At 50.7% G+C, this 24,327-nt stretch carries 16 protein-coding genes and 1 CRISPR repeat array; of the genes, 11 read left to right on the forward strand and 5 right to left on the reverse strand.

The window, feature by feature from the left end:
* Positions 1 to 174 precede the first annotated feature (174 nt).
* The 3 genes from ACN0YR_RS00005 (at position 175) to ACN0YR_RS00015 (ending at position 1,949) form a co-directional block, all read left to right on the forward strand.
* The gene (locus tag ACN0YR_RS00005; RefSeq protein WP_417847142.1) at positions 175 to 1,113 is read left to right on the forward strand and encodes a hypothetical protein; all 939 of its coding nucleotides are present in this window, start codon (positions 175 to 177) and stop codon (positions 1,111 to 1,113) included.
* A 175-nt stretch (positions 1,114 to 1,288) separates the two neighbouring features.
* Positions 1,289 to 1,537: a hypothetical protein gene (locus ACN0YR_RS00010; RefSeq protein ID WP_417847143.1), complete on the forward strand. Its 249-nt coding sequence runs from the start codon at positions 1,289 to 1,291 to the stop codon at positions 1,535 to 1,537.
* Positions 1,538 to 1,610: 73 nt separating this feature from the next.
* Positions 1,611 to 1,949 (forward strand): hypothetical protein, encoded by a 339-nt coding sequence (locus tag ACN0YR_RS00015; RefSeq protein WP_417847144.1) that lies wholly within the window; start codon positions 1,611 to 1,613, stop codon positions 1,947 to 1,949.
* On the opposite strand, the gene ACN0YR_RS00020 is transcribed toward ACN0YR_RS00015, so the two are convergent.
* Complete coding sequence (locus ACN0YR_RS00020) at positions 1,946 to 3,391, reverse strand: neutral/alkaline non-lysosomal ceramidase N-terminal domain-containing protein (RefSeq protein WP_417847145.1); 1,446 nt, start codon at positions 3,389 to 3,391, stop codon at positions 1,946 to 1,948. The genes ACN0YR_RS00015 and ACN0YR_RS00020 overlap by 4 nt on opposite strands.
* Before the next feature lie 1,236 nt (positions 3,392 to 4,627).
* On the reverse strand, positions 4,628 to 4,834 hold the full coding sequence (locus ACN0YR_RS00025) for a hypothetical protein (protein ID WP_417847146.1): 207 nt from the start codon (positions 4,832 to 4,834) through the stop codon (positions 4,628 to 4,630).
* Positions 4,835 to 4,911: 77 nt separating this feature from the next.
* On the opposite strand from ACN0YR_RS00025, the gene cas3u reads away from it, so the two are divergent.
* The 6 genes from cas3u to cas2 all read left to right on the forward strand — a co-directional run bounded on the left by cas3u (position 4,912) and on the right by cas2 (position 14,500).
* The gene (cas3u, locus tag ACN0YR_RS00030; protein ID WP_417847147.1) at positions 4,912 to 7,755 is read left to right on the forward strand and encodes a type I-U CRISPR-associated helicase/endonuclease Cas3; all 2,844 of its coding nucleotides are present in this window, start codon (positions 4,912 to 4,914) and stop codon (positions 7,753 to 7,755) included.
* A complete protein-coding gene (gene cas8c, locus ACN0YR_RS00035; RefSeq protein ID WP_417847148.1) occupies positions 7,748 to 8,644 on the forward strand; it encodes a type I-U CRISPR-associated protein Cas8c in 897 nt (298 codons plus the stop codon). Before cas3u ends, cas8c begins: the two co-directional genes overlap by 8 nt.
* On the forward strand, positions 8,637 to 9,833 hold the full coding sequence (gene cas7u, locus ACN0YR_RS00040) for a type I-U CRISPR-associated RAMP protein Csb1/Cas7u (protein WP_417847149.1): 1,197 nt from the start codon (positions 8,637 to 8,639) through the stop codon (positions 9,831 to 9,833). The genes cas8c and cas7u overlap by 8 nt, the downstream gene beginning before the upstream one ends.
* Positions 9,830 to 12,007, forward strand: a complete 2,178-nt coding sequence (gene csb2, locus ACN0YR_RS00045; RefSeq protein WP_417847150.1) for a type I-U CRISPR-associated protein Csb2 — start codon at positions 9,830 to 9,832, stop codon at positions 12,005 to 12,007. The genes cas7u and csb2 overlap by 4 nt, the downstream gene beginning before the upstream one ends.
* 327 nt (positions 12,008 to 12,334) lie before the next feature.
* Entirely contained in the window at positions 12,335 to 14,143 is a 1,809-nt protein-coding gene (gene cas1, locus ACN0YR_RS00050) for a CRISPR-associated endonuclease Cas1 (protein ID WP_417847151.1), read from the forward strand.
* A gap of 63 nt (positions 14,144 to 14,206) precedes the next feature.
* Positions 14,207 to 14,500: a CRISPR-associated endonuclease Cas2 gene (gene cas2, locus ACN0YR_RS00055; protein ID WP_417847152.1), complete on the forward strand. Its 294-nt coding sequence runs from the start codon at positions 14,207 to 14,209 to the stop codon at positions 14,498 to 14,500.
* A 176-nt stretch (positions 14,501 to 14,676) separates the two neighbouring features.
* A CRISPR array of direct repeats spans positions 14,677 to 17,267; the repeat unit is 37 nt; unit sequence GGTCTTCCGCTCTAAAAAAGAGCGGCCTCATTGAAGC.
* A gap of 196 nt (positions 17,268 to 17,463) precedes the next feature.
* Here the strand turns inward: cas2 and ACN0YR_RS00060 are convergent.
* The 3 genes from ACN0YR_RS00060 to ACN0YR_RS00070 form a co-directional block, all read right to left on the reverse strand.
* Positions 17,464 to 17,895, reverse strand: a complete 432-nt coding sequence (locus ACN0YR_RS00060) for an NADAR family protein (protein ID WP_417847153.1) — start codon at positions 17,893 to 17,895, stop codon at positions 17,464 to 17,466.
* A gap of 127 nt (positions 17,896 to 18,022) precedes the next feature.
* Positions 18,023 to 19,579, reverse strand: a complete 1,557-nt coding sequence (locus tag ACN0YR_RS00065; protein WP_417847154.1) for a hypothetical protein — start codon at positions 19,577 to 19,579, stop codon at positions 18,023 to 18,025.
* A 75-nt stretch (positions 19,580 to 19,654) separates the two neighbouring features.
* Positions 19,655 to 22,588: a protein kinase domain-containing protein gene (locus tag ACN0YR_RS00070; protein WP_417847155.1), complete on the reverse strand. Its 2,934-nt coding sequence runs from the start codon at positions 22,586 to 22,588 to the stop codon at positions 19,655 to 19,657.
* A 499-nt stretch (positions 22,589 to 23,087) separates the two neighbouring features.
* Between ACN0YR_RS00070 and ACN0YR_RS00075 the strand changes: the two genes are divergently transcribed.
* A complete protein-coding gene (locus tag ACN0YR_RS00075; protein ID WP_417847156.1) occupies positions 23,088 to 23,621 on the forward strand; it encodes an ECF-type sigma factor in 534 nt (177 codons plus the stop codon).
* A gap of 146 nt (positions 23,622 to 23,767) precedes the next feature.
* The gene (locus tag ACN0YR_RS00080; RefSeq protein WP_417847157.1) at positions 23,768 to 24,013 is read left to right on the forward strand and encodes a hypothetical protein; all 246 of its coding nucleotides are present in this window, start codon (positions 23,768 to 23,770) and stop codon (positions 24,011 to 24,013) included.
* The last annotated feature ends 314 nt before the right edge of the window (positions 24,014 to 24,327 follow it).

Raw genomic sequence — 24,327 nt, forward strand, 5'->3', positions numbered from 1 at the left:
TGATGCGACATCCCCGATTCCTTTCGGGTTGAGGTTGATGATCTTTAGCTTGAGAACCAAAGAATCATCATAACCCCAATTCGCATCAAGACTTCTTTCAAATCCAGAAATACGGTTAACGGCGTTGGGTGGCAGGAACGGCGTGGTCGCGGGCCCAGACCAGATGTGTTCTCAGTGGATTTCGAGAATCATGTGGCAGCGAGAGTTCATGAAGTCACTGAGCTGCACAAAGGTCAAAGGAACTCAATTGGCTATCTCTACACCGATGTGCCCAGTTGGGTGATGGGTCGTGGTGAGCAGGCGGAACAGAATGATACGACAATGATCTACCCATGGATCAATGCCATCCTGCCACTGGGCGAATCGTCACCGGGGAAATGGCGGTGGCTGGAGCACTTGAAGCAGCGTTATCCAAATGCGGAAGCGGCCGCCAAAGTCTGGGGCCTGCCGGTCAGCCCGACATACGGGATTTCGTGGACGGAGATGGCACGACAAACGGATTGGTCAAACGCGACTGACGTCGCCTCTGCGAAGAAAGACATGCTGACGTTCATGCCAATCATTGCAGAACAATGGTACTCGTTGCACGCGAGGCTCATTCGCAAACAAGACCCCAACCATCTGATTCTTGGCGACAAGAACATGGTGATGTGGCACTACGACTTCATGCTGCCAGCAATCAAGAAGCACGTTGATGTCGTCTGTGTGCAGGCATATGGCCCGTGGGAAAAGGACAGAAAGCTGTGCGACATGATCTACGAAGCCACCGGGAAACCGATCTTCAATGGAGACGGTTGCTTCGGTCTCGCGGGACCGAAGCAACAGGAGTGGGGCGTGAAGGGGTTCCGCACCGGGGCAAAGTCGCTCGAAGACGTCGCGCGTCTGTACGAAGAGATGCTTCGCGGCATGATGTCAACACCGTACTACATCGGCTGGCACCACTGCGGCTACATGGAGCAATGGGACGAAGCCGAACGCGGCGACGCCCCCCGCAACGAAAACGGCTTCCTTGACCCACTGGAGAACCACCGAACGCAATGGACCGACGTTCTAAGGGATATCAATCCCAAAGTCGCTATGCTACACGAAGCTGCAAAACGAGCCGAGCGGTGAGAGAGTCAAGTCGGCAGCATGTAGACACCAGTCAGAAAATGTAGCGATTGTTGAAGGGATGTTTTTCGGGGTAAAAGTGTAGCGACCAGATGATCACTTGTTGTCAGGTGTTCAGACTGTTGGTCTTTGACCAATCGTTTGAATCTCAGGCAGCGAGGGACGGGTGTTCACGGAGATGCAGAAGTGGGTGGAGATCCGCCGTCTTGTGCTCAACGGCGAGATCAGCGAGCGTGCAGCGTGTCGTAGGTATGAGATTCACTGGGAGACGTTGGGAAAAATCCTGACGTTCACCGAACCGCCGAGTCATCGACGCAAGAAGCCTCATCGCAAACAACGGGATATGGTTCATCGGATTTTTGAGCGACTTCGTGATGAGCATGGCTACGACGGTGGTCTGACAATTGTTGCTGATGCGTGTTGCTGATGCGGTGCAGAGACTCCGACAACAGAACAAGGAGGTCTTTCTTCCACTGTCCCATCCACCAAGGGAAGCTCAGGTGGACTTTGGCTTTGCCGATGTCCTGCTGAATGGTGAATTGACGGAGGTGGCTCTGTTCGTGATGACACTGCCCTATTCAGATGCCATCTGCATCCAGGCGTTTCCCAGAGAGTACACCGAGTTCTTTCAAGAGGGGCACGTTCGTGATTTATTTTCTTTGGGGGCGTTGGTATTGAAAACTTTACACTTTACTGTTTGGATCGCTGGAGATATTTTTTCGAATTCGTACGCAGGTTTTCATGCGCCATTGCTTTGGAATGTCTTCGAAAACGAATGGGTGTCTCCCGGAACCAGGGTTCTGGAAAAGCGAATCACGATGCCGTGCAATCGTCTTTAAGGCTTTGCATCCTGAGCAACGTGTGTCAATAGTTCCAGCAGACCCTGTCTGATCTTGGCTTCTGCTTCCACTTCCAGAAAGCTGGAACGGGCAGGCCATGTTTCGTAGCCACCAAGTGCATGCTGTTCGGCTGGAGGCAAATAACCACCATATCCGTTGGCCAGTTCGATTGTAAAAGTCTGTTTGAGGGGACTCTGTTCCTTGATCTTCAATCCGGACTCGGCAAACACTTCGCAAGGAGCCGCGGCTATGCCAATGTCTCCGATCCGAATGGCTTGCAGCATCATCGGCATCGTCGGTGGGTACTGACTGAGGTGGATTGCTTCTTGAGCATAGACTTTCGACCAACGGTGTGGTTGTGGTTGATCGAGATTGTTCAATAGGTCTTTGGCCCAGTCGATACGTGCCTGATCAGGTCGACGAACACTCAGGCTGAGATCTCTCTGCTGCATCTCCAAATCAACATCTGTACGATGGTCGATCTTCTTAAGGCTGGAAATCGTCACTTGCGCCAGCATCCGACCTGCCAGAGTCAGCCATTCATAGGGTTTGTATTTTCGTCCATCGGTGCGAATGGCTCCGGTATTCCCGCTAGTGCCATTCGACATGATTCCGATAAACGGTGGATGCTCAGTCTCCTTGTCGAGCTCAGTTTCGAGCGCTTGTGCATACTGCCCAAAGTAATCAGCGCTCACGATGCCACGTCGGTAGCCTCCGCAGTAGTGGACACTGAAATTTCCCAAGATTGCCAGGGGGTGTCCGTCGGTATGTCGAATCGAAAGGATTGAGAATTGTGGGTCAACAGGTCCAGCCGGTTCTATAACCGCAGTGCTTTTTCCTGCAACAGATTTAATTCTTTCACCAGTTTCTCCAAATGGATTAGGTTCAACACTCCCGGGTTCACACAAGAATCGCCGACAGGCAATCAGATCAGGACGGCTGAATGAGCCGTACCCAATACTGGCGGGTGCTAGGTTTTTCTCCGCTGTTTCAACAGCCTCAGCGATTCGCTTCGAAACGAGTGAGTGGTAATGGTCATCAAGAGGAGTGGTGCCAACATGGGTCAGTCGAGGAGTTGCATGAGTGTGTGTGCCCGCAATCAGAATCCGTTCGATAGCGATCGCTGAGTTGTCCACGATTTGTCGCTTGGCTGCGTCGACGACATCACGACTAATCATGCATGTATCGCAGACAACGATTGCCAATCGAATCTGTCCGTCATCGAGAACCAGTGCCCGCGCATGTAATGGATCGTTTACTCCAGAAACGACACCGTTCTTACTGATCGGGCCGTCGAGTGAAACACCGAGTGCGGGTGTGATATCCACCTTTGCTGCCCCAGCACTAAAAACTCCCTTATCCGCAGCCGCAGCATTGCTCACAAGCACTAAGATGACGAAAAGTGCTCTCGGAAATTTCAAGTCAATAAAATGATTCAGCATCAGTCTTTCCACAATATGAGAGAACGAATTCGCTCTCATCATAGTTGACACTGCAGTATTTAGTACAAGCGAGTTACGTTCCCAAGAACGAACAAATTGTTTAGAATCAGTCCTGAAACTCTTTGAGGATGGTGAACTTCTCCCCGGGGGCCAGAACGTTTGGTGCAGGTGTATGTAGAATTCCCAGCCGGTCGTGAGTCGGCGTAAATTCTTGAACCAACCGAAGATTCGCTCGACTCCTCAACGACTTTGACAATGATGCTTTGCTTTTCAGTCATCTTCAGTGCTGTCTGATTGCGGCGTTTGTTGGAGATGTGAACTCAGCGAACGACTCTTTGCTTGAGACTTTCCCGAGGCGATTCGCTGTCGGCAGTACAGTCACACAAAAGTATTGTTCGAGATCGCAAAGGTACCTCAGAGTGATCTAAGAGTGTGTTAATCAATTTCACCTCATTGAGCGAATCGTTAGCCCTCTTGATACCGATCCTACTCACGTCGAGTATGCTGTCACGTAGATGATTTGAGTGAGGATCGAAATCGTGTAAAACGAACCCGACTTGGTGCTCCTTTTTCGGAAGTCGGCATTGCTCTGCAATCTAATCAGAGACCAGAGCATCCGCATCAGGCTTTTTGTGGGTGGAGAATTGACGGGCCACCCTGCTCGCGTTCTCGGCGCCCTTAGCCTTCAGGTAAGATTTCCTCGCCACACTGACTCGAGACGATTTCGGAGAGCCATACCAGTCTCTGCCCAGTTCTTGTGCCCTGAAAATGCTTACAGGCAATGGCGACTGAAGGAGGTTTCGCGTCTGAGGCGAAGAAGATCACGAACGACAAGATGAGTGGCTTTTGTGCGAGCGTTTTGAAACCAGAGTGACGATTCCAATACGGGAAAGCTGAATCGGTTCAAGCTTCGATCATCGAGTTTTGAGAATTCTAACGTCAGGTCGGACATGCAGTGTCCCACCTGCTCCCCTTGGCCCGCTAACATTAAAGTCGATCAATTACATCTTGAAAAGGATGGTTGATTGAAAAATGAACTGCGGTTATCCTAATGGGATTGAAATGATGTAAAGAGGGCCAAAATTGGTAAGCGCAACTAATCACCTGCAACCGTGGCTATCGCTAAATAGCTTAATTAAAACGTGTGCAGCTTGGATCTTGAAAGAATTCCCTGAAGAATTCGGCGTCAGCCAGAAGACCGCCCGTAGCAACACTGCGCAACAGCAAGGCGCCGGATTACCCGTTGAGCAACCAGCTTGCTCCCACAGACGCAACCCGCAGCCTCGCCCATGTGACAATCTGTGCGCGAGCCTCGACCTTAAACTTGGAAAACAGCCAGACTCCCTCTCGGGCAAGGACTCCTAAAACCGACAGCGAGAACCGTTTTACCGAGAAGAATTCCTCGCTGCCGCGAAACTCACAACCGGGGTCGATGACGAACAAACCCTTCTCTGGAAACTCGTTGCCCTCCGCAAGAAGAAATCACTGCCCAGCATATTGAAATAACTGAAAGGTCGAAAATGTTCGGGTCGGATAGAAAATTTGGTAATGAGCTAAGGCAGGCACTAGGACTAAGGGGCAATGAGTCGCCGTTTCCTTGGCAGTGTGATCTCATCAAAAACCTCCTCGATGGGATTGGCAATCGGACCTCACTCGATATTCCCACGGGACTAGGAAAAACCAGCGTAATGGCGGCTTGGTTGGTGGCACGTTCGCAAAAAGCCTCCTTGCCTCGACGTTTGGTTTACATAGTGGATCGTCAGGCTGTCGTTGATCAGGCAACTCATGAAGCAAAGAGACTGCGGACTTGGGTGGACAGCTTGCCGAATGTAAAATCACAACTCGGCTTGAGGATCGAGCAAAGTCTGCCGATTTCCACACTACGAGGGAAATACGTTGACAATCGTGAATGGTTGGAAGACCCCGCTGCACCAGCAATCATTGTTGGTACTGTCGACATGATCGGTTCGCGGTTGCTATTCGAAGGCTACGGTGTCTCCCGAGGGATGCGCCCTTATCATGCAGGATTGCTCGGAGCTGACACTCTTTTCGTATTAGACGAGGCGCATCTGGTTCCGCCATTCGAAATGATGTTGCAAACACTGGTCATGGACGAGAGCAGCTTTGGTCCAAATCGCAGTTTGGCTGGATTGGTTCCAAATCTTAAACTCCTGTCGCTCTCTGCTACGGGTCGGAGTAGTGCCGGAAAGATATGGAGGCTGACTGACGCTGATCTAATACACCCAGTCGCCAAAAAAAGATTAGAAGCAACCAAGCGATTGTCGTTTCGTGAATCTGATGGATCGAAATCATTGGCAGGATTGCTTGCAGAAGAAGCGTGGGGGCTCTCTGGACAGGGAACCATGACAGGCCGCATCATGGTCTTCAGCAACAGCCGAGATGTTGCTGAAGTGGCGAAGGAGACTCTTGAGAAAATAGCAACAGGGGATAAGAAAAAAGGGAGCGATCCCGTTGAAATCGTTACCGAGTTGTTCGTGGGAGCTCGACGAGTGCATGAGCGTGAGCGGGTAGCAGAGTGGCTTGAGTCTCACGGATTTCTAGCCAGCAATACGAACGCACCAGAAAAACCCACGTTTTTATTCGCTACGAGTGCTGGAGAAGTCGGCGTTGATCTCGATGCAGACCACATGGTGTGCGACCTTGTCTCTTGGGAACGCATGGTGCAGCGGCTCGGTCGTGTCAATAGGCGAGGAGACGGCGATGCGAGTGTAGTTGTCATCCCTCACAGCCCCCTGATGAATAACAAAACTCTAAAGCTGTTCCAGAAACCGGATAACCGACGCAAGAAGGCGGAGCAAGAGAAGGTAGTGAGGGCACTGCAGCAAATCCAAACTTTTCGAGCTCCGCTATGTAGCCTCCCGAATCAACACAATGTCTATGATGCCAGTCCGGGAGCCATTCGTGAACTAAAAATCAAAGCAGAGAGTGTCGATCACCTGAGCGACATGATCACTGCAGCTACTTCTCCCTCCCCCTTGCGCCCCGCACTGACCCGGCCCATCGTCGACGCCTGGTCGATGACTTCACTAGAAAAACATACCGGGCGTCCGGTTGTCGCCCCTTGGCTGCGCGGCTGGGTGGACGACGAGCCACAAACGACCGTCATCTGGCGCAGACATCTACCTGTCTGCCAGAATTCTTCAGCAACAAAGAAGAGACAACTGGCTGACGCTGCCGAATTCTTCGAACAGGCTCCGCCTCATCTGAGCGAGACGCTCGAAACTGAATCGCGGTGCGTTTTCGATTGGATGATCAAACGAGCAAAGGTCCTCTTGAAGAAGTTAAGTGGCAATCAACCTGCAAGCGAAGACGGTGATCTTTCGGGGCAACTGAAGCACGATTCAATCGTTGCCATGATCCTTGGTCGAGCACTCTCGGTTGAGCGTTTCGTGTCGCTAAAAGATCTTACATTCGACGGGAGTGACTCGAAGCGGGTTAAACGGCAGAAAGATGAGTTTCAGCGTGTGATCACAAACAATACGCTTGTTATCGACGCTCGATTCGGCGGCTTGAGCGAAAGTGGTTTGCTTGACGATACCACCAAGTTTGAGCATTCCCTAACGGGCGACAATGAAAATTGGAATATAACGGAATTCCGAGTGCGAATGACCGACGACAAAAGTCGACCTGACGACCCGAACTGGCTAACTTGTTACCGGTTCGTCTCGCGTGTCTCCGAACTTGGAGAACCGCAGTCCTGGCTGCTTGTCCAAAAGCAAAGAGTCACGACTACCTCAGAAGATGCTCGAGCGATCACCAAGACCACTCAGGCATTGGCAGCACATCAGAAATGGGCAGTGCGCGAGGCCGAGCGGCTCGCTGCCCTGCACGAATTGCCAGCAGAGTATGCGCGAATGCTCATGGTTGCCGCGCGCTTACACGACGAAGGCAAGCAATCCCAACTCTGGCAGGACGCGTTTTCTGCACCAAAAGAGGGAAGACCATTTGCAAAGACCTGTGGTCCCGTAAAGCCACGCTTTCTCAATGGCTACCGCCATGAATTTGGGTCCCTGCCGTACCTGGAGCGTGATTCTGAATTCCAGTCGCTCAGTCCCGATTTGCAAGATCTTGCTGTGCATTTAGTTGCGGCTCATCATGGCTTCGCTCGGCCTGTGATTCGCACATCGGGATGTGAAGATCTACCGCCGTCCGCTTTAGAAGACCGTGCTAGAGATGTCGCTTTGCGGTTCGCGCGTCTACAGCGCCGCTGGGGACCGTGGGGGTTGGCGTGGTGGGAATCACTGCTTCGAGCCTCCGACCAACGTGCATCGCGACTGCTGGATGAATCCCAGTCCAATCCAACTGAGAAGGACAACTTAGCAGAGGAGGAACCCGATGTCTGAAGCATCGATCCCAGTCGATCTACTGAACCCTGGTCAAGTTTTTGCCTGCTTAGGATTTTTGGAGGCAGCAGAGATTCTACTCGGCAATGCCGAAGGGGGCTTCGACTGGACCGACGAATCTGATGTGCGGTTTCGACTGCGGGCAGATGGGGAGGAGAACCCTTTTGAAGTCGCTCTGAGATTTCTCGCGCAGGTGAAAGTCTGTTCTTGCTCACCCAAATATTGTGAACTGACCACAGACAAATGGAACGTTCCGACGACGCTGTTACCTGAAGAAGCACCGTTCCCGTATCCCATTCAAGAAAGTCCCGCGACTCTCCCCGTAATATTATTCGACGATAAAACAGGTGCGAAGATTGTCCTCGACTATTGGGGGGATGGTCGCAGCATCACATCTCGAGACAACGTGAAATTCTGGGCAGGTTCTGGCGGATACCCCGGAGCCGCTCTGGCGCGAGATGGGCTGGATTTGGTTCGAAACAGAATTGACGACGCAGTTTCTAACCCATTGAATCTCTCGGCGGAGCAGAGCAGTAGCTTTCGACTCGATTGGCGACGTGACTACATCCCTCTCGATATCGGATTCTCAATCAACAAGCATGCGCCTACACGTTTCATGACTGTTGGCTATCCGCTCGTTGAGATCCTGGCTGCCATCGGTTTAACGCATGCGAGACCGGAATTCATCTCAAAGCTGAAATATCGTTACGGCGTTTTGGAAGTAACAACGGAATCTAATCTGTTTCGTCCAATTTTTTTGCGTGCGTCGCTGGGAGCACCTGCTCTGGCGTTTTCACAGCGAGTCTTTCGAATGGACCTTGGTTGGCCAGGTAAAGAAGGACAGGCACGCTGCATCACCAATGTTTACGAGGAACTCCCCAATGACTGAATCAAAAGTTTCATCTGCCAAACTCACTGCAGAACTGCTCGATTCCTGGGCGACCGATCCTAAAGGACCGGTCGCGCTGCACTTGAAGCAGCGCCTTCGAGCCGTCGAAGGGGACGAGGACGAGCCGCAGATTGTCTATCCGCCAACGTACGCCGACATTGGCTACAACGTTGATCAACTAGCGGATGGGACACGAGTGGCGCTCATCGACAGCGTTGGTTCGCAAGCCAATCGACTCGAACCAATTTTTAAATCCGGCAGCGAGTTGGCAGACCTGGTGCCTCAGATTGACATTATACTCCGCAAAGAAGGCTGCGGTGAATGCGCTGAGTGCAAAAAGGCAAAGCCGAAGGTTGACAAATGCGAAAATCCCTGGAAAGAGAAGCGGTCACTGTTTGACCTGGCCCATCGTGCGGCCGATGCAGTAGTGCAGTCGTCACCGACGTTACTCCCAAAAGTTGCTGAAGCATTTGCGACAATGCGGAAGACAGGCGATGCCTCATTACTGTGCACAATCGCTCCCACTTCCTTGTTGTTCGGTTGCTGGGATTCGCGCGGCGGTTCTGGAGAGAAACGCCCGCGGCTAGTCCGCTCGATCATTCGGGCGTGGGACGTCGATGAACTCCACACGGCAGCCCAATTCAATTCGATCTGGAAGGCACTCGACGACGATCAGAAATCAGGTCTGGAGAAAGCTCTTCCAAAAGGAAAGAAGCTCTCCGAGAAGGGATTCAAGGATGCCCCTGCTGTAAAGTACAAGGATGGTCGTCGCGTCTTAGGCGGTATTGTCGCTCGCGGGCCGATTCAGCGGGATGTCACGATCAATCTCGTGGCACTGCGGGGGTTGAACGGCGGTGAGCACAGTGATTCGCTTAGAAAGTATTTGCTCGCCCTCTCCATTCTTTCCGGTACGACTGATATTGAGTTATTCCTGCGGGAAGGATGCCATCTGCGGTATGCCGATGATGCGGACCAGTGGTCGATCGTTCCGAGGCGAGGCAAGAATGCGCCGATTGACCTCGTTTCGGACGACGCGCGGAAAGTTGCTGGAGAATATGCGAGTGAACACTCCAAGCCTTTCAAGAAGGCTTGGGACGAGTTGAAACTCGGCCGAGAGCATGAATTCGATCTGAAGGCTGCGAAAGATCTGTTGGGTAAGAGTACTGAGGAAGATGGGGAGACCGAATGATGAGCGACTCCCTGTTAATTTCCGTCCGCCTTCACGAAGGCTGGTATCACGGTTCGGGTGGAACTCCTTCACCGGCGAGGTTGTTCCAAGCCCTCGTTGCGGGAGCGGGCATCAGCGGTCCACTAAACGAACGAACAGTCGAGGCGCTCAAATGGCTCGAAAGTCAGAAGAGCTATCCGATCATTGCGACACCGTATACAACGTCCCAGAAACCGCATGTGAATTATGTACCGAACAATGACCTTGATTCGAAACAAGGTGACTATCGAAGAATTGGCGAAATTCGCGTGAAGAAAGAAATGGCTCCGCTTATCTTCGATTCTGCAGTTCCATTTCTTTTTGCTTGGAAACTCGAAGACAACCGGGCCACTGAGTCTGCAAAGAAACTTTTGCCACTGGTTGACAGAATTTATCAATTAGGACGATGCGTCGACATGGCTTGGGCGTGGGCGGAAATCTTGTCTGAGGACGAACTGCGAGATCACTTGAATTCCTATGCAGGCATAGTTCGATATCCATCCACGGGAACGGGAGGCGTCGATTGCCCAACTTCCGGATCGCTCATGAGCCTGCAGCAGCGTTATCTCGCAGGAGCCCATCAATTCGCCAGAACAGCCGATGGCAAAGGGCAGACGTTTCGGCAGCGTCCCAAGCCAAAATGGAAGAAAGTCTGTTACGAAGGAACCACGTCGCGTTTTGTATTCGAACTCCGTGAATCAGACGATGCAGGATTTCTGCCTTGGCCATTGGAGCGTGCCGCGTCACTGATCAAACACGTCCGCGATGCCGCTGCAAGGAAGATGAAGAAGGCGATGCAGGATCGTTTGGCCGAGATCGACCGCGTTCTGATCGGTCGTAAACCGAGTGGGGTGAACTCCGGTCCAACATCAGAGCGTGTTCGAATCATTCCTCTACCTTCGATCGGGCATATGCAGGCGGACATGCAAATTCGCCGGTTATTTGTCGAAGTACCAAGCGAGTGCCCTTTGCGTGCCGACGACATATCTTGGGCAGTTTCCGGACTGCGGATAGATCATCCAGTACTTGGTAAACCGATCATTCTGACCTCCTCTCATGATCAGTCTCAACTCGGCTTCTATGGAGTTGCCAAACCCTCTCGGATCTGGCGATCAGTCACGCCCTTGGCCTTGCCTGATGCGGCACGGCGACGGATCGATCCTCAACGAATCAAGAGCGATGATCGTGAAAAGAAAACAGGTACTGAAAAGTACTCGGAACATAAGCGGGCATCGTTCGCACTGACGCAGGCGCTACGGCACGCTGGCATTCCTGCATCGCTGCACTCTGTCCGATTGCAGCGTGAGCCATTCGATCAACGAGGAATTCGCGTAGAGCCATTCACTGAGGGAACTCGATTCAGCAAACATGGTCTCTGGCACTCCACCATTGAGTTTGATCGCCCGGTTTCCGGACCAATCATTGTTGGTAATGGCAGATTCGTAGGCTTGGGACTATTTCGCCCAATATCGGAGCCTAATCGTGCGATTTGCTTTTCGATTGATTCAGGACTCTCGACCAATTTTACCCCAATTCAGCTCTGCAGAGCATTCCGACGTGCTGTGATGTCTCGATGCGGACAGGTAACTGGGATGAAGAGCTTGAACTCGTACTTTTCGGGACACCAATCGAACGGTCAACCTGCCAAATCAGAGAACGAACCACACCTTGCGTTCATCTTCGATCCTGTACAAGAGCGACTGCTGATCATCGATCCAGGCCTAATGGACCGACGAATTCATCAAAATTTCACAGACCAGTTTCTGGAATTGGAAACTGCGGTCGCACAGTTCGTCAGTTTGCGAGCCGGAAGGAGCGGATTATTGACGCTGTCATCCACTTATATTGACTCCACGGTAGATCCGCTCTTTCAGCCTTCGCGGGTTTGGCGATCTCTAACGCCCTATACAGTAAATCGTCACGCGAAGAAATCAATTCCAGACGAAGTTCTGGCCAATAATATCATTACAGAGTGTGAACAACGAGGCCTTCCGCGCCCACGGGTCAAAGTGCTCGAATACACTTCAGCGCCAGGCAAACCACTAGCTGGGAAACTGGAACTGACGTTTCAACAGGCAATTGTCGGTCCATTAATTCTTGGGAGAACAAGGTATCTTGGTGGTGGACTATTTGCCGCAGAAGATCTTAAGAAATAATTTGCAAACGGTTAATAACGGTGTTACTCTAGATTGACTCTAATGGACTTCCTATCACACACGGATGATTCATTTTATGGTTGCGGACGGTTTGCCACTGGATCACGCCGGGGTTCCGTGACCCACGGTTGGCTTTCCTTTCTTATGACGAAGTGAAGTTCAGTTTCGCTCGGTCGTTAACAAGACGTTTTGTCATGCGGCATTGACAATTGTCAATTGCCGCAGCGATCCCCGCGGGCAGAATCAATCTTCCTTCCTCTCTAAAGTGTGACTAAGCCAGTCAACTTCGCGAAACGGTTGAAATCCGACCGCGAAAAAGGATCAACGATGATTCAAGGGCCTGATGCACGCGCGTCGATGTCGTCGAGTTCTTCTCCGACGACATCTGTTTCCACTCTTCAGACTTCCGACAAAATCCCTGACGATGCTCTACTGCCGGTGAGAATGCTGAACGAATTCACCTACTGCCCACGGTTAGGTTATCTTGAATGGGTGCAGGGGGAATGGGCTGACAATCTGGAAACGAAGCAAGGTAGCTTCGGGCATCGCGTAGTCGATAAACCCGACCGTAAGCAAGTTCAAGCACCGTCGAAGAAAAAGGAAGTGACGGCAGACGCTGCGGAGCAAATCCATGCCCGCTCGATCACGCTTTCATCCGATAAGGAAGGACTGATCACCAAGCTCGACCTCGTTGAACTCGAAGGGGATGTTGCAACTCCCGTCGATTATAAACGCGGCAAGGTTCCGGATGTCCCCGAAGGGGCCTACGAACCCGAGCGCGTCCAGCTATGTGCTCAAGGTCTCGTTTTGCGAGACAACGGTTATCAATGTGACGAAGGAGTCTTGTACTTCATCGCTTCGAAACGGCGAGTGGTGATTCCATTCGATGAGGAACTCGTCACTCGAACACGTCAGTTGGTGCTCGACTTCCGTGCGACTGCCGACGCCGGAATCATACCGCCTCCGCTGGACGACAGCCCGAAATGCCCGCGCTGTTCTTTGGTTGGAATTTGCTTGCCCGACGAAACGAACTTGCTGCAACTGGAACCACTTGTGGACCAAGGTGATACAGAGAAACCACATCTTCCATCACGCCTACCAAGTCCCACTGATCCACCGCGTCGACTCTTGCCTACCAAAAACAACTCACTCCCGTTATACGTTTCCGAGCAGGGAGCCTTCATAGGGAAATCGGCTGAGCGATTGACCATCAAGGTCAAGAAAGAGCAACTCGCAAGCGTGCGCATGCTCGATGTTTCACAAGTCTGCCTGTTCGGCAGCGTCATGCTCTCAGCACAAGCCGTCAGCGAGTTGTCCAGGCGTGGAATTCCGATCTGCCACTTCTCCTATGGAGGCTGGTTTCACAGTATCACGGCTGGGTTTATTCACAAGAATATCGAACTGCGAATTCAACAATACTCAGCAGCTCAAGATGATGAGCGTTCGCTGAGAGTTGCTCAACAGCTGATCGCAGGCAAAATCAAAAACTGCCGCACTCTTTTGCGTCGCCATATTCATGACAAAAAGTCTCCGGTCCTCGCAAAGTTAACCGACTACCATCAACGAGCCTTACGGGTGACATCAAAAGAATCGTTACTTGGCCTGGAAGGAATGGCAGCCAAAGAATACTTCGCTGATTTCTTTCAACTGTTCCCCAATCACCCAGCGTTGGCGGTCAACGGGCGCAACCGCCGACCTCCGCGCGATCCAGTAAACGCGGTCCTTTCGTTTCTATACAGCTTGTTAACGAAAGAATTGACTGTCGTGTTGCAAGCAGTCGGGTTCGATCCGATGCTCGGCGTGTTTCATACACCGCGATACGGTCGGCCGTCGTTAGCACTGGACCTGGCTGAAGAATTCCGACCGCTTCTCGCTGACTCGGCAGCCCTCATGGTTTTCAACAATGGAGAAGTCAACGCTGACTCGTTCATTCAACGAGCCGGAGCGGTCGCGATGACGCCCGCTGGTCGCAAGAGCGTCATCGCAGCTTACGAGCGACGCATGGAAACAGAAATCACTCATCCGATTTTTGGCTACAAAATCTGCTATCGCCGCATCCTCGAAGTTCAAGCTCGACTGCTAGCCCGATTCCTCCTGGGGGAAATTCCTGAGTACCCTAGCTTCGTCACCCGGTAGTCTCCAAAACCTCACGTTCTGTAACGGATTTGAATTCTCCGACATTTCAACGAGTCCGCAGCCATGAGAAGCGTCTACCTTGTTGCTTATGACATCAGTTGTCCGAAGCGATATCGGAAAATTTATCCGATCATGCGTGGCTATGGCGATGCCCTTCAATACTCTGTCTTTCGGGCCGAACTGACCGACACAGAATTACACTCGCTGAAAGAATTACTCTGGCCGCTGCTCAACCATGATGAGGACCGAGTAATGATTGTCGACCTCGGTCCGATTGAAGGTCGGGGAGACAGTTGTGTTGAATTTTGGGGCGATCCGATAGTTACTCCGCATGAGAGATCTGCTACAATTCTTTAGGCTCGAGGGCTCCGGTGGCCTGAAAACACCTCTCACCCCTCGCAGCCATAAGTCGTTCTTTGGCAACCAGTAAGAAACTTTAGCCCACGATAAGATGCCTTTAGAACCCCGTTTTTACCGACCCCGCGAAATCGACGTTGCAACTCGTTTCCGTTTAGCGACTTTGAACGCGGGCGGGTCTTCCGCTCTAAAAAAGAGCGGCCTCATTGAAGGTTCGTAGATTATATTAAATGGATTTTGCACATTTTGGTCTTCCGCTCTAAAAAAGAGCGGCCTCATTGAAGGACTTCCCCTTTGTCGTTGCGGATGACGCTGACTTGGTCTTCCGCTCTAAAAAAGAGCGGCCTCATTGAAGCGGTCTCGGAAACCACACTCCCGTCCGAATCACGCTCGGGTCTTCCGCTCTAAAAAAGAGCGGCCTCATTGAAGCGAATCAGCAGTGACCATCCCGTCGTCGATCATCCGCGGTCTTCCGCTCTAAAAAAGAGCGGCCTCATTGAAGCTGGATTAAGACCTCGGGCGATAACAAGCTCTACGGACGGTCTTCCGCTCTAAAAAAGAGCGGCCTCATTGAAGCGACCCAGCATGAGACGGCATTGGCGTGTCGTCTCATGCGGTCTTCCGCTCTAAAAAAGAGCGGCCTCATTGAAGCAAGTTTCTGCGTCTTTGTTTACCTCTCAGTGCTGCGGGTCTTCCGCTCTAAAAAAGAGCGGCCTCATTGAAGCGAGTTCACTGTGAACTTGAGCGAAGAGAGGATTGGGTCTTCCGCTCTAAAAAAGAGCGGCCTCATTGAAGAATCCGAGATTGTCACGCCCTGCAACTTGAGCGTCTTGGTCTTCCGCTCTAAAAAAGAGCGGCCTCATTGAAGGTCACATTTATGGTTGAGGACAACGCCGAGACTCCGGGTCTTCCGCTCTAAAAAAGAGCGGCCTCATTGAAGGACGCTTTTCTTTCACGCTGACCGGTCACCAACCTCTTGGTCTTCCGCTCTAAAAAAGAGCGGCCTCATTGAAGCGGATAATGCGAATCTACAGCCGATCACCGAAGATATGGTCTTCCGCTCTAAAAAAGAGCGGCCTCATTGAAGCCGGAAGGTTCCAGGGCAGTAACAGACCTTGAGCCGGGTCTTCCGCTCTAAAAAAGAGCGGCCTCATTGAAGCGGCGGACATCGAAACTCACTCGCTAGGGGGTCCAATCTCGGTCTTCCGCTCTAAAAAAGAGCGGCCTCATTGAAGCCTGAAGGGAGATCGGCAGATCTCAGTAGAGAAAGGGTCTTCCGCTCTAAAAAAGAGCGGCCTCATTGAAGCAGAATCAGTTGCGTTCCTGCCGTCCTGAGAGCAACGGTCTTCCGCTCTAAAAAAGAGCGGCCTCATTGAAGCCTGCGTGATGAGATCGCCAATGATCCATGGGGCATGGAGGGTCTTCCGCTCTAAAAAAGAGCGGCCTCATTGAAGCGGCGTTGATCCGTGGGCCTCGTTTATTGCTGATGGCTGGTCTTCCGCTCTAAAAAAGAGCGGCCTCATTGAAGCGAGATACCTGAGAGGGGCTCTCACTGGAGGAGGTTTGGTCTTCCGCTCTAAAAAAGAGCGGCCTCATTGAAGCTCTCCTCTCCTGCTTCAACCTTGGGAGATTCATGGGTCTTCCGCTCTAAAAAAGAGCGGCCTCATTGAAGTGGATATGAAAATCATAGAAAACCTCAGAGGGTTAACTCGGTCTTCCGCTCTAAAAAAGAGCGGCCTCATTGAAGGGGACCGGCTGCACATGGCGAGCCGATCGATGGCTCTCGGTCTTCCGCTCTAAAAAAGAGCGGCCTCATTGAAGCTCATTGTCAACCTAGCTGAGAATCGGCTCTCAGCTCAGGTCTTCCGCTCTAAAAAAGAGCGGCCTCATTGAAGCTATTTCCGTATTCCGTGCGAGAACCTTCAGTCGGACGTCTTCCGCTCTAAAAAAGAGCGGCCTCATTGAAGCGGTGCAGGTTGAGGTGGTTGAAATAGGTAACGCCCGTCTTCCGCTCTAAAAAAGAGCGGCCTCATTGAAGCCTTTGGAGTCGCTGAGATGCACGTTTCTGAGATGAGTCTTCCGCTCTAAAAAAGAGCGGCCTCATTGAAGCGACGTCCTGCCCTGAGTGTCCATACGCTTTGCCGATGGTCTTCCGCTCTAAAAAAGAGCGGCCTCATTGAAGCGTGTCCAGAGCAAACGAATTCATCGTCAACAGATCCCCGTCTTCCGCTCTAAAAAAGAGCGGCCTCATTGAAGCTTTATACATTGTGATTTGGGTTTCTGTCTGCTCCGTCGTCTTCCGCTCTAAAAAAGAGCGGCCTCATTGAAGCATGACAACAAGCTCTACGCTACGCCTTCGTTCGAGGGTCTTCCGCTCTAAAAAAGAGCGGCCCCATTGAAGCAATCCTCACATTCCTCGCGCAGATCAGCCGACGTTGCCGTCTTCCGCTCTAAAAAAGAGCGGCCCCATTGAAGCTTGCGAAATGTCACACTGCTCGCAACCGCATCAACTCGTCTTCCGCTCTAAAAAAGAGCGGCCCCATTGAAGCATTCCCCGTCTCGACAGCGTGAGCCTCAATCGCACTGAGTCTTCCGCTCTAAAAAAGAGCGGCCCCATTGAAGCTCGTCAAGTTCGATCGCCTGCGAATAGATCGGAGTCGTCTTCCGCTCTAAAAAAGAGCGGCCCCATTGAAGCTTAGCGATGGCTTCTGTGTATTCGCTTCACCTTCTTGTCTTCCGCTCTAAAAAAGAGCGGCCCCATTGAAGCTGAGTACCGAAAACGGTAGTGCCAACGGAAACTCGAATGGGCACAACGGGAACTGTAGCGATGAGGACCGTAATTCAATCACTATCTATGCAAGTGAGATCATACTTCAAGTCACGAGACTGCATCAGCTACTCTGCGATTTCGACCTACCTGTAGACATCGGCAGGTAAGTTTATTGCTCGGTTTTCAGTTCAATTCAGGCAAGCTCTTCGCGGACCTGCATGAGGAGTTCACCAAGGTAGTTCTGACCGGTCCCTTCACGTGACCTTCCCCAGAAGGAGTCGGATTTCGACTCGTGGACAAGTTCATGATCTTTCGTTTCCAGCAACTTTCGGTTCAATCGCTGGTTTTGCAAAAACTTTGCCTCCAATGCACTTCGCATCACAACGATTTTGACTTCATCCCAATCAGGCCGCGGAACCAATGAGCGGTTTTTTCCCGCTTTCCTGGCTTTGAGGGGGGACTCAGCATTCCGAATCTGCTCTGAGTGCTCGGTTCCAACATACTTCTGTGCTTGGTAGAAATGCTCGACACTTGGCCAAAATTCGCCGTCGAGCGTGAATCCGTCTTCAGAAAAATTTGATAGCCATGAATATGTGTCGCTCTTAGAATGAAACCAGATCTCCATAGGAATGGCCTTCAAGTGTGTCCGCAAGAAGTCTTGCTTTCATGAAATTGAATCTGGGGTCTACGGGATGCGATCCCCGGATCAAACCAAGATTCGCTCATCTTTCACTGAACAGTCAGTCAATCGATCATCTCGAACGGCGAGGCTTTTTAATCGTCACTGGCTGAACAAATTCTTCGATACGAAAGTCAGCCTGAGCCTGCGGAAGTCGTTCATCGACGTAGTTAGGAGCTTTGGCAGCCTCCATGATTTTGTCATATGGTCCCAGAACCATTCCATGTTCGAGCATTTCAATACACGTGCCAATAAAACCACCCACAGCATGAGCTTCCCCATCGGTAACACCCATTTCGTCTGAAATCTGATTATGTCGTTGAATATTGGCGTCCGTAGGATTGGCTGCAAATTGGTAACGTGCCTCAATGATTCGTTCAGCAATCTCATGCCGTCTTTTCATTAATCCGATGGCATAATTCACATACATTACAACCCAGGGATGAACGCCCTCAGAGTCCCACGGGTGCTCTTCGAGAGACTTGATGATTTCGGCGCGGAAATCATTGGCTTTTTGCAGTTGAGCAGCAGAGGGGCTCACATCATCAAGGTTCCGCGAATTCAACATGTCTTGGCCTGCCATCCAGAGATCTGTGAACTGTACTGCGATTTTGTTGTCGGGGCCGAATGCCAATTTTTGGTAATCGCGGAAGTAGGCGAGCGATTTAGGATCTTTGACCAGTGATTCATCAGGAGTTGCTTCTTCGGATGGTGGAAGCGAGCCCAAGTTTGACCCTGACGGCAGCAACGCATTCAGAAGAGCCCTGTAGACTCCAGCACGTCCACTTGCTTTCGTCGTCACAAGCGAATTCGCTTCAACGATCCGTTGTTCAATGACTTCTCGCGGTAATTGATTGATCATCGCATCAGCGACAGCTTTCCAGCTTCGAGCTAAATGTTGTGCTTGAAACACGTGATCGTCGTAGAGCATCTTGACACGCGGGTGGACTCCTGTTGCATCAAGTGCCAGGTATCGCTTCTCCACTTCAGAGCTAAGTTTCGAATTTGCCAGTGCATACGTGGCAGCAACCTGTAAGTTGCTGTTCTGAGCACCTTCATTGTACTTCGGAGAGATGACTCGTTCACCAGCGAGGTGAAACGCCATGATCTCCTCAATTTCCCTTAAAAATTGCCAGGACTGTGAGTTGTCAACACTCGTCCACACGAACGACTCATCGTCCGGAGAATCAACTTCGATTGATTGAAACTGGATTCTCATTTTCCCGTACATCCCTCTTAACTGACTTCCCTGTTGTGTCAACGACAACTTTGTCTGCGATGGGTATGGTTGGGCAGCGGCGTCAACTGATGAAGAGGTCATCTTGCCAAATTGTAAAACCCATTTGTCATCCAGAATGGTCAGCTGGACCTTCTGCGTGAGGTTGATGATTTTGGACTGATCTCCTTTACGAAGTGTCAGGAACGTCAACTCTCCGCTGCACTCTTGTTGATCGTCAAGTGACTTATCGAGCGACATTTTGACGTTCATGACTCCAAGGTCTGCATGTGAGAACGTCCCTTCGTAGAAGTGCAGATCATCGGAATACACAGAGGTACTCAAAAGGGAACAGGCGGTTACAAAGATCAGTTTCAGGGAAAGTTGTGGGCTGAAAATTTGACGGGTGTTCATAAGAATGACTCCTAACGGAAAACTGAGGTAGATGCGCAGTTGCAGTAAGAGATTCTGAAGCGAGAACGAGTTCGTTCATCTCACCAAAATTGGTTTCTGGAAGGTGATGGCACCATCTGTCTTGATGAGGTCGAGTTCCAAGCGAGAGAAATTTTTCAGCCCGTGAGGTTCAATGGCAATGACATTTTGTGGACCACCAAACTCTAATTGGATTCGGTCACCGGTTCGCACAATACGGACGTCGATGGCTCCAAATTCGTATTGAAATGATTTCGTTGCTCCGCCGAGAGAGACTTTGGCTTCATAGCCTTCAATTGAAATGTAGACAGGCAGGGTGACACTTCCCTTGTCGCCAACGAAATTGAGGGCGAATGAGCCTATACGTTTGACATCAAGAGTAAACGAAACATTAAAGTCTTCACCGATCTGCAAGTCTTCTGAAATAAATCGGCGTGGTTGCCCCTCTCGCGACGTTCCGATGGCTACCCAGCCCTGTGGAATTTCTCCACTGGAAGTCTGTCGACTGGAATCACCAAAGGGCTTCGTCTCTACGAGCGGGGTTGTCTCAATAGGCCCCCAACGCAGGTTCTGGATCTGCTTGACACATTTCTCATTCGGAAATCGAATCTCCAGCGAATCAAAAGGAGTCTCCATATCCACTGCGATTCGATGCATTTGACTTCGGTCTCCATTCGCGAAGACATAGACTCCCTCTCCAGGAATCTGTTCAACTCGCAGCCAAACACTCTTCTTGGCAAAGACTGAACCAGGGGCGAGGTCTTGGATCTCGCCGGAATTTCCCACAGCCCCCCAGTCGTGGTAGGCGATCGTTTTTAATGAGAACCGGAGCGACTCGGCTGTTGTTGATGACTGGAGAATGAATTCTGCTTCGCTGTTGCGATTGTCCCACAATTGAGCTTCAATAAAGAATTCGCCCCCGAGTTTGATCGACCGATTGATCGCACTGTGATCTTGCCCACCTGCTCCGACAATCCGGAGACTTGGAATCCCCTGGTTGATACTGACACCGAAATTTCCCTTAAAGTCCCACGGTTTCAGCCTCAGGCCGTCGAATTTTCGAAAATCGAGCTCACCGTGCTCGCTGACGAAGACGTCATCATTTTGGATTGTGCAGACTGCTTTTCCTTTGGAGATTTCAGCGTTCTTCGGATTCGACAGTTTGACTGCGAACGTTTCTTCACGTTCCCACTCTGAATCGCCTAGAACGTCGATCACAATTTTCTTTGAAGTTTCTCCTGGCTCGAAAGTCAGTGATTGCCGACTGATCGATTTGTAGTCTCTGGATTCGCTTGAGGAACTGTGAGCTGTCTCATCCGATGTCGCGTAGTCAACATGTACTTTCTCAGCACTGGCTCTTGAAAGTTGGACCTCGAAGGTCGCCTGAGTCGACCCTGTCTGACCTTCAGGGAGCTTCACGTCACTCATGCTGATTTGAACAGGCTCTAATGGTGTCGGGACGCTCGCGAATTTTCTTGAATTCTCAGTCACCACCGGAGGTGTGTTGTTCGACATGTCGGGAGTAATCGGAGTTTCCCAATCGACCATAAATGGAGGGTGTTCGATCTCTGCGGCAACTGCAGTTGTCTCAGGTTCAATCTGTGGTTCTCCTTTCGCTAAATGCTCTGAACTTTTCGAAGAAAGCGTTTTTTGAATTCGCGCAACCGCTTGGTCAAACTGAGCTGGATATAGCCATTGAATGACTAAAGCGGCAACGAATAATCCAACAAGCAGAAATCCCACCAGGAAGATCCAGGAGACAATCGCAGGGCGTTCTTTTTTTCCATCAGCCTTCTGATCCGAAATTACAATCGCTTTTTCAAGTGTTCTGGCAAATGCTCCGGCAGATGTGAAACGTTCCTCTTGTTTTTTTCTTAACGCTTTTCGGATCACTTTATTGACCCGTGCAAGTTTGATGTCGTTTTCAGCACCTGGAATGGATTTCGGATTCGCTTGAAGAATGCTTTGGAATGACTCCAGGAATTCACCAGAGACGTCGTATGGAAATTTGCATCCAGCAAAGACCTGAAAGAACACGACACCCAACTGGTAAATATCCGTTCGCAAACTGATCTTTCCGAATCTTTTATCGATCTGTTCAGGACTCGCCCAGTTCACGCTCCCTACAAAGCTTCCAGACTCGGTCTTCAAATCTCCGTTGACGATTGTGCCTGCTTCGATCCCCTTCGCCAGCCCGAAATCGAGAATGTGTGGCTCACCATGCCTGTCGATACGAATGTTTGAGGGCTTGAGATCTCGATGAGCAATTCCTGAATGGTGAGCTGCGTCCAGTGCTCTGGCAATCTTCGCACACAGGCTGACTCGTTGCTCAATTGTCAGGTTTTCAGCGAGGATGTATTCGTCGAGATTTTGGCCTGAAATAAATCTCGTGATGTAGTATTCGCGACCGTCTTCAGTGGATCCACAATCAACCACGGAAACGATGTTTGGATGTTGAATTCTGGTGAGAGATCTAATCTCTTCCAGGTGCCGTTCACGAGCTGAACTGCCACCGAGAAAACCATCTTTCAACACTTTGATTGCGACAAGTTGGTTCGTCGATTCCTGTCGTCCCTGAAAAACAACAGCCTGTCCACCCTCGGAGATATGCTGGATAGACGTGTACCCCGGTATCTCCGGGGGAATCCGCCAGACGTGAGTCTCATCCGCGCCCAGATCAATTTGAGGGCTTCCTTCCAAGAATTGTGCATTGTCGCGATCCCGCTCAACTAACGCTTGAACCTCAGCTGCGACACTTTCATCTAGTTCACGTAGCTCGTCCAAACATGCTGCTTGTTCCTCACCAGAAAGCTCGACTAGTTTCGCAAACCACTCCCGAATAAGTACCCGCCGTTTATCGTGTGTTTCATTGCTGTCGCCGCCCAACTCTGATCTCCCCGCTAACCCGATTGGTAAAACTCCGACAACGTTTTTTATCTGATTTTCCGTCCAATTGACACTTTTTATCGAGAATGTTCTTTGTTGAATCATTTGGGGACTCCAAATTCGAACAAGAAGGCGGCGATCTTCCTGTTCTCCAGAATGTATATAAACAGTTCCCTAGAACTTGGAGTTTTCTTCGTAGGTCGAAGAAACAATCCTGCAACTCCAGAAGCTTTGGCGAGAAGTGGACTTGCTTAGTGCGGTCGAAACTGGAAATTATTCTTGAGAATGAGCAGAATGATTGGATCAAACTTCGAGCACATTCATTTGGGCTGTCGTCGCTGGTTGAGAAATCTCTCGCGCCAAGAAATTTTGGAATTCCAGAACACCTGGAGCGACAAAGTGAAATCGTTGAACAATACACGGCAGATCGTGGTGTTGCGCCTGGAACATTGTCTTGCTGCTTGTGTCCGTGGAGCGTGCTTTTCGTGCGGAACACTACACATGTTCACAAGACAGAACGCATATTTTATATTCAAAAAAATCTCTGCTGATTGTTGAGATATGCGAATTAAATAATCACCAGCACTCGTCGCCAAAAAATGCCATGACTAAAAAGACGGAGAAGAGCAATCAGGAGATTCAGCAGTCGATGTACGAGCAATTGCACGTGATCGCTGAACGCGCTTTGAAAAAGGAATCTCCGGGGCACTCATTACAGCCGACACTTCTCGTCAACGATGCGGTTATGCGATTGCTGGAACAGCGAAACGTGGACTTCGCAGATCGTTGCCAGGCGATGGCTGCTGGTGCCAACATTATTCGGAGGCTACTCGTTGACTACGCAAGGCGACGGAAGGCCCAAAAGCGAGGTGGGTCACAGCAGCAAAATCGTGGAGTCTCCCCCGCGATTATCGCCGGGACTGCCAGGATAGACATTATTGAATTGGAAGATGCACTGGAGTCTCTTGCCAGAGAGAATCCGCGTCTGGCTGAAGTCGTTGAACAAAAAGTATTCGGCGGAATGACGGGAGAGGAGATCGCCGAATATTTGAAGGTTTCTCTCACGACAGTCAACAGCGATTGGAGATACGCCAAGGCTTGGCTTGCCCGTGAGTTACGATCTACCGAATCTGAATAGGTACCGTTTTGAATTTCTCTCAGAGAGCGGATGGCTATGAGAGTCTCATTCAGAGCCCCATGAAGTATCGTCTGAATCGAAAGTCAGTCATACAAAGAACGTGATCACTTTAAGAATTTGAATTTTTTAATTTCGTCACACACTTTATGACTTGGCCTCGCCCATATTTTTGTACAACATTGAATGCAGATGGAGCCACCTTCAACCTCGCACGCTCTCAACCTCAACTTGCACGCGAATTCATTGCGGGGGCTCATCGATATTCCTGGACACTTGCTGCTGAGGGATTTCGCACGACACGATGGGTCTCCGGTCGCGGTAAATACCTCGTTGATCGGAACCGGTATGACTTCACGAGAATGCTGAGTGGCATCAGCTTTATACGGGCATAGACAGACTGATTCCTCCCCCAACGCCAGCAAGCTTGGGGGAGACCAGATCAACCTTTATGTTGAGTTGGGGGAACAAGCGAAAGCAGGGGAATCATCTTTTCGGATGGACTATTCCACGTCCGTTACTTGAGAGAGAAACTGCGAGCTCTTATTTAATTATCTTGCCAAAGCGTTTAGAGTATCTTTCGAATTGGTTTGCAGGATCTGCCTCGTGGCGAACAGCATTTTTACTAGAGAACTGCGTTCTTCACAGGCACACGGTAGAGCAAACTGCTCTAATGCCGGCGACAAACGTAAAGAAGTCATTTGCTTTC

Origin of the sequence: Thalassoglobus sp. (genome assembly GCF_048270125.1) — a bacterium.
In the GTDB taxonomy this organism is placed as follows: domain Bacteria; phylum Planctomycetota; class Planctomycetia; order Planctomycetales; family Planctomycetaceae; genus Thalassoglobus.

What these genes read in the sequence shown, in the direction of transcription:
- ACN0YR_RS00060 (WP_417847153.1), bottom strand. Translation starts at nt 17,895, where the DNA reads ATGGAGATCTGGTTTCATTCTAAGAGCGACACATATTCATGGCTATCA.
- ACN0YR_RS00070 (WP_417847155.1), bottom strand. Translation starts at nt 22,588, where the DNA reads ATGATTCAACAAAGAACATTCTCGATAAAAAGTGTCAATTGGACGGAA.
- ACN0YR_RS00080 (WP_417847157.1), top strand. Translation starts at nt 23,768, where the DNA reads ATGACTTGGCCTCGCCCATATTTTTGTACAACATTGAATGCAGATGGA.
- ACN0YR_RS00010 (WP_417847143.1), top strand. Translation starts at nt 1,289, where the DNA reads ATGCAGAAGTGGGTGGAGATCCGCCGTCTTGTGCTCAACGGCGAGATC.
- cas3u (WP_417847147.1), top strand. Translation starts at nt 4,912, where the DNA reads ATGTTCGGGTCGGATAGAAAATTTGGTAATGAGCTAAGGCAGGCACTA.
- csb2 (WP_417847150.1), top strand. Translation starts at nt 9,830, where the DNA reads ATGATGAGCGACTCCCTGTTAATTTCCGTCCGCCTTCACGAAGGCTGG.
- cas8c (WP_417847148.1), top strand. Translation starts at nt 7,748, where the DNA reads ATGTCTGAAGCATCGATCCCAGTCGATCTACTGAACCCTGGTCAAGTT.
- ACN0YR_RS00065 (WP_417847154.1), bottom strand. Translation starts at nt 19,579, where the DNA reads ATGAACACCCGTCAAATTTTCAGCCCACAACTTTCCCTGAAACTGATC.
- ACN0YR_RS00020 (WP_417847145.1), bottom strand. Translation starts at nt 3,391, where the DNA reads ATGCTGAATCATTTTATTGACTTGAAATTTCCGAGAGCACTTTTCGTC.
- ACN0YR_RS00075 (WP_417847156.1), top strand. Translation starts at nt 23,088, where the DNA reads ATGACTAAAAAGACGGAGAAGAGCAATCAGGAGATTCAGCAGTCGATG.
- cas1 (WP_417847151.1), top strand. Translation starts at nt 12,335, where the DNA reads ATGATTCAAGGGCCTGATGCACGCGCGTCGATGTCGTCGAGTTCTTCT.
- cas2 (WP_417847152.1), top strand. Translation starts at nt 14,207, where the DNA reads ATGAGAAGCGTCTACCTTGTTGCTTATGACATCAGTTGTCCGAAGCGA.
- cas7u (WP_417847149.1), top strand. Translation starts at nt 8,637, where the DNA reads ATGACTGAATCAAAAGTTTCATCTGCCAAACTCACTGCAGAACTGCTC.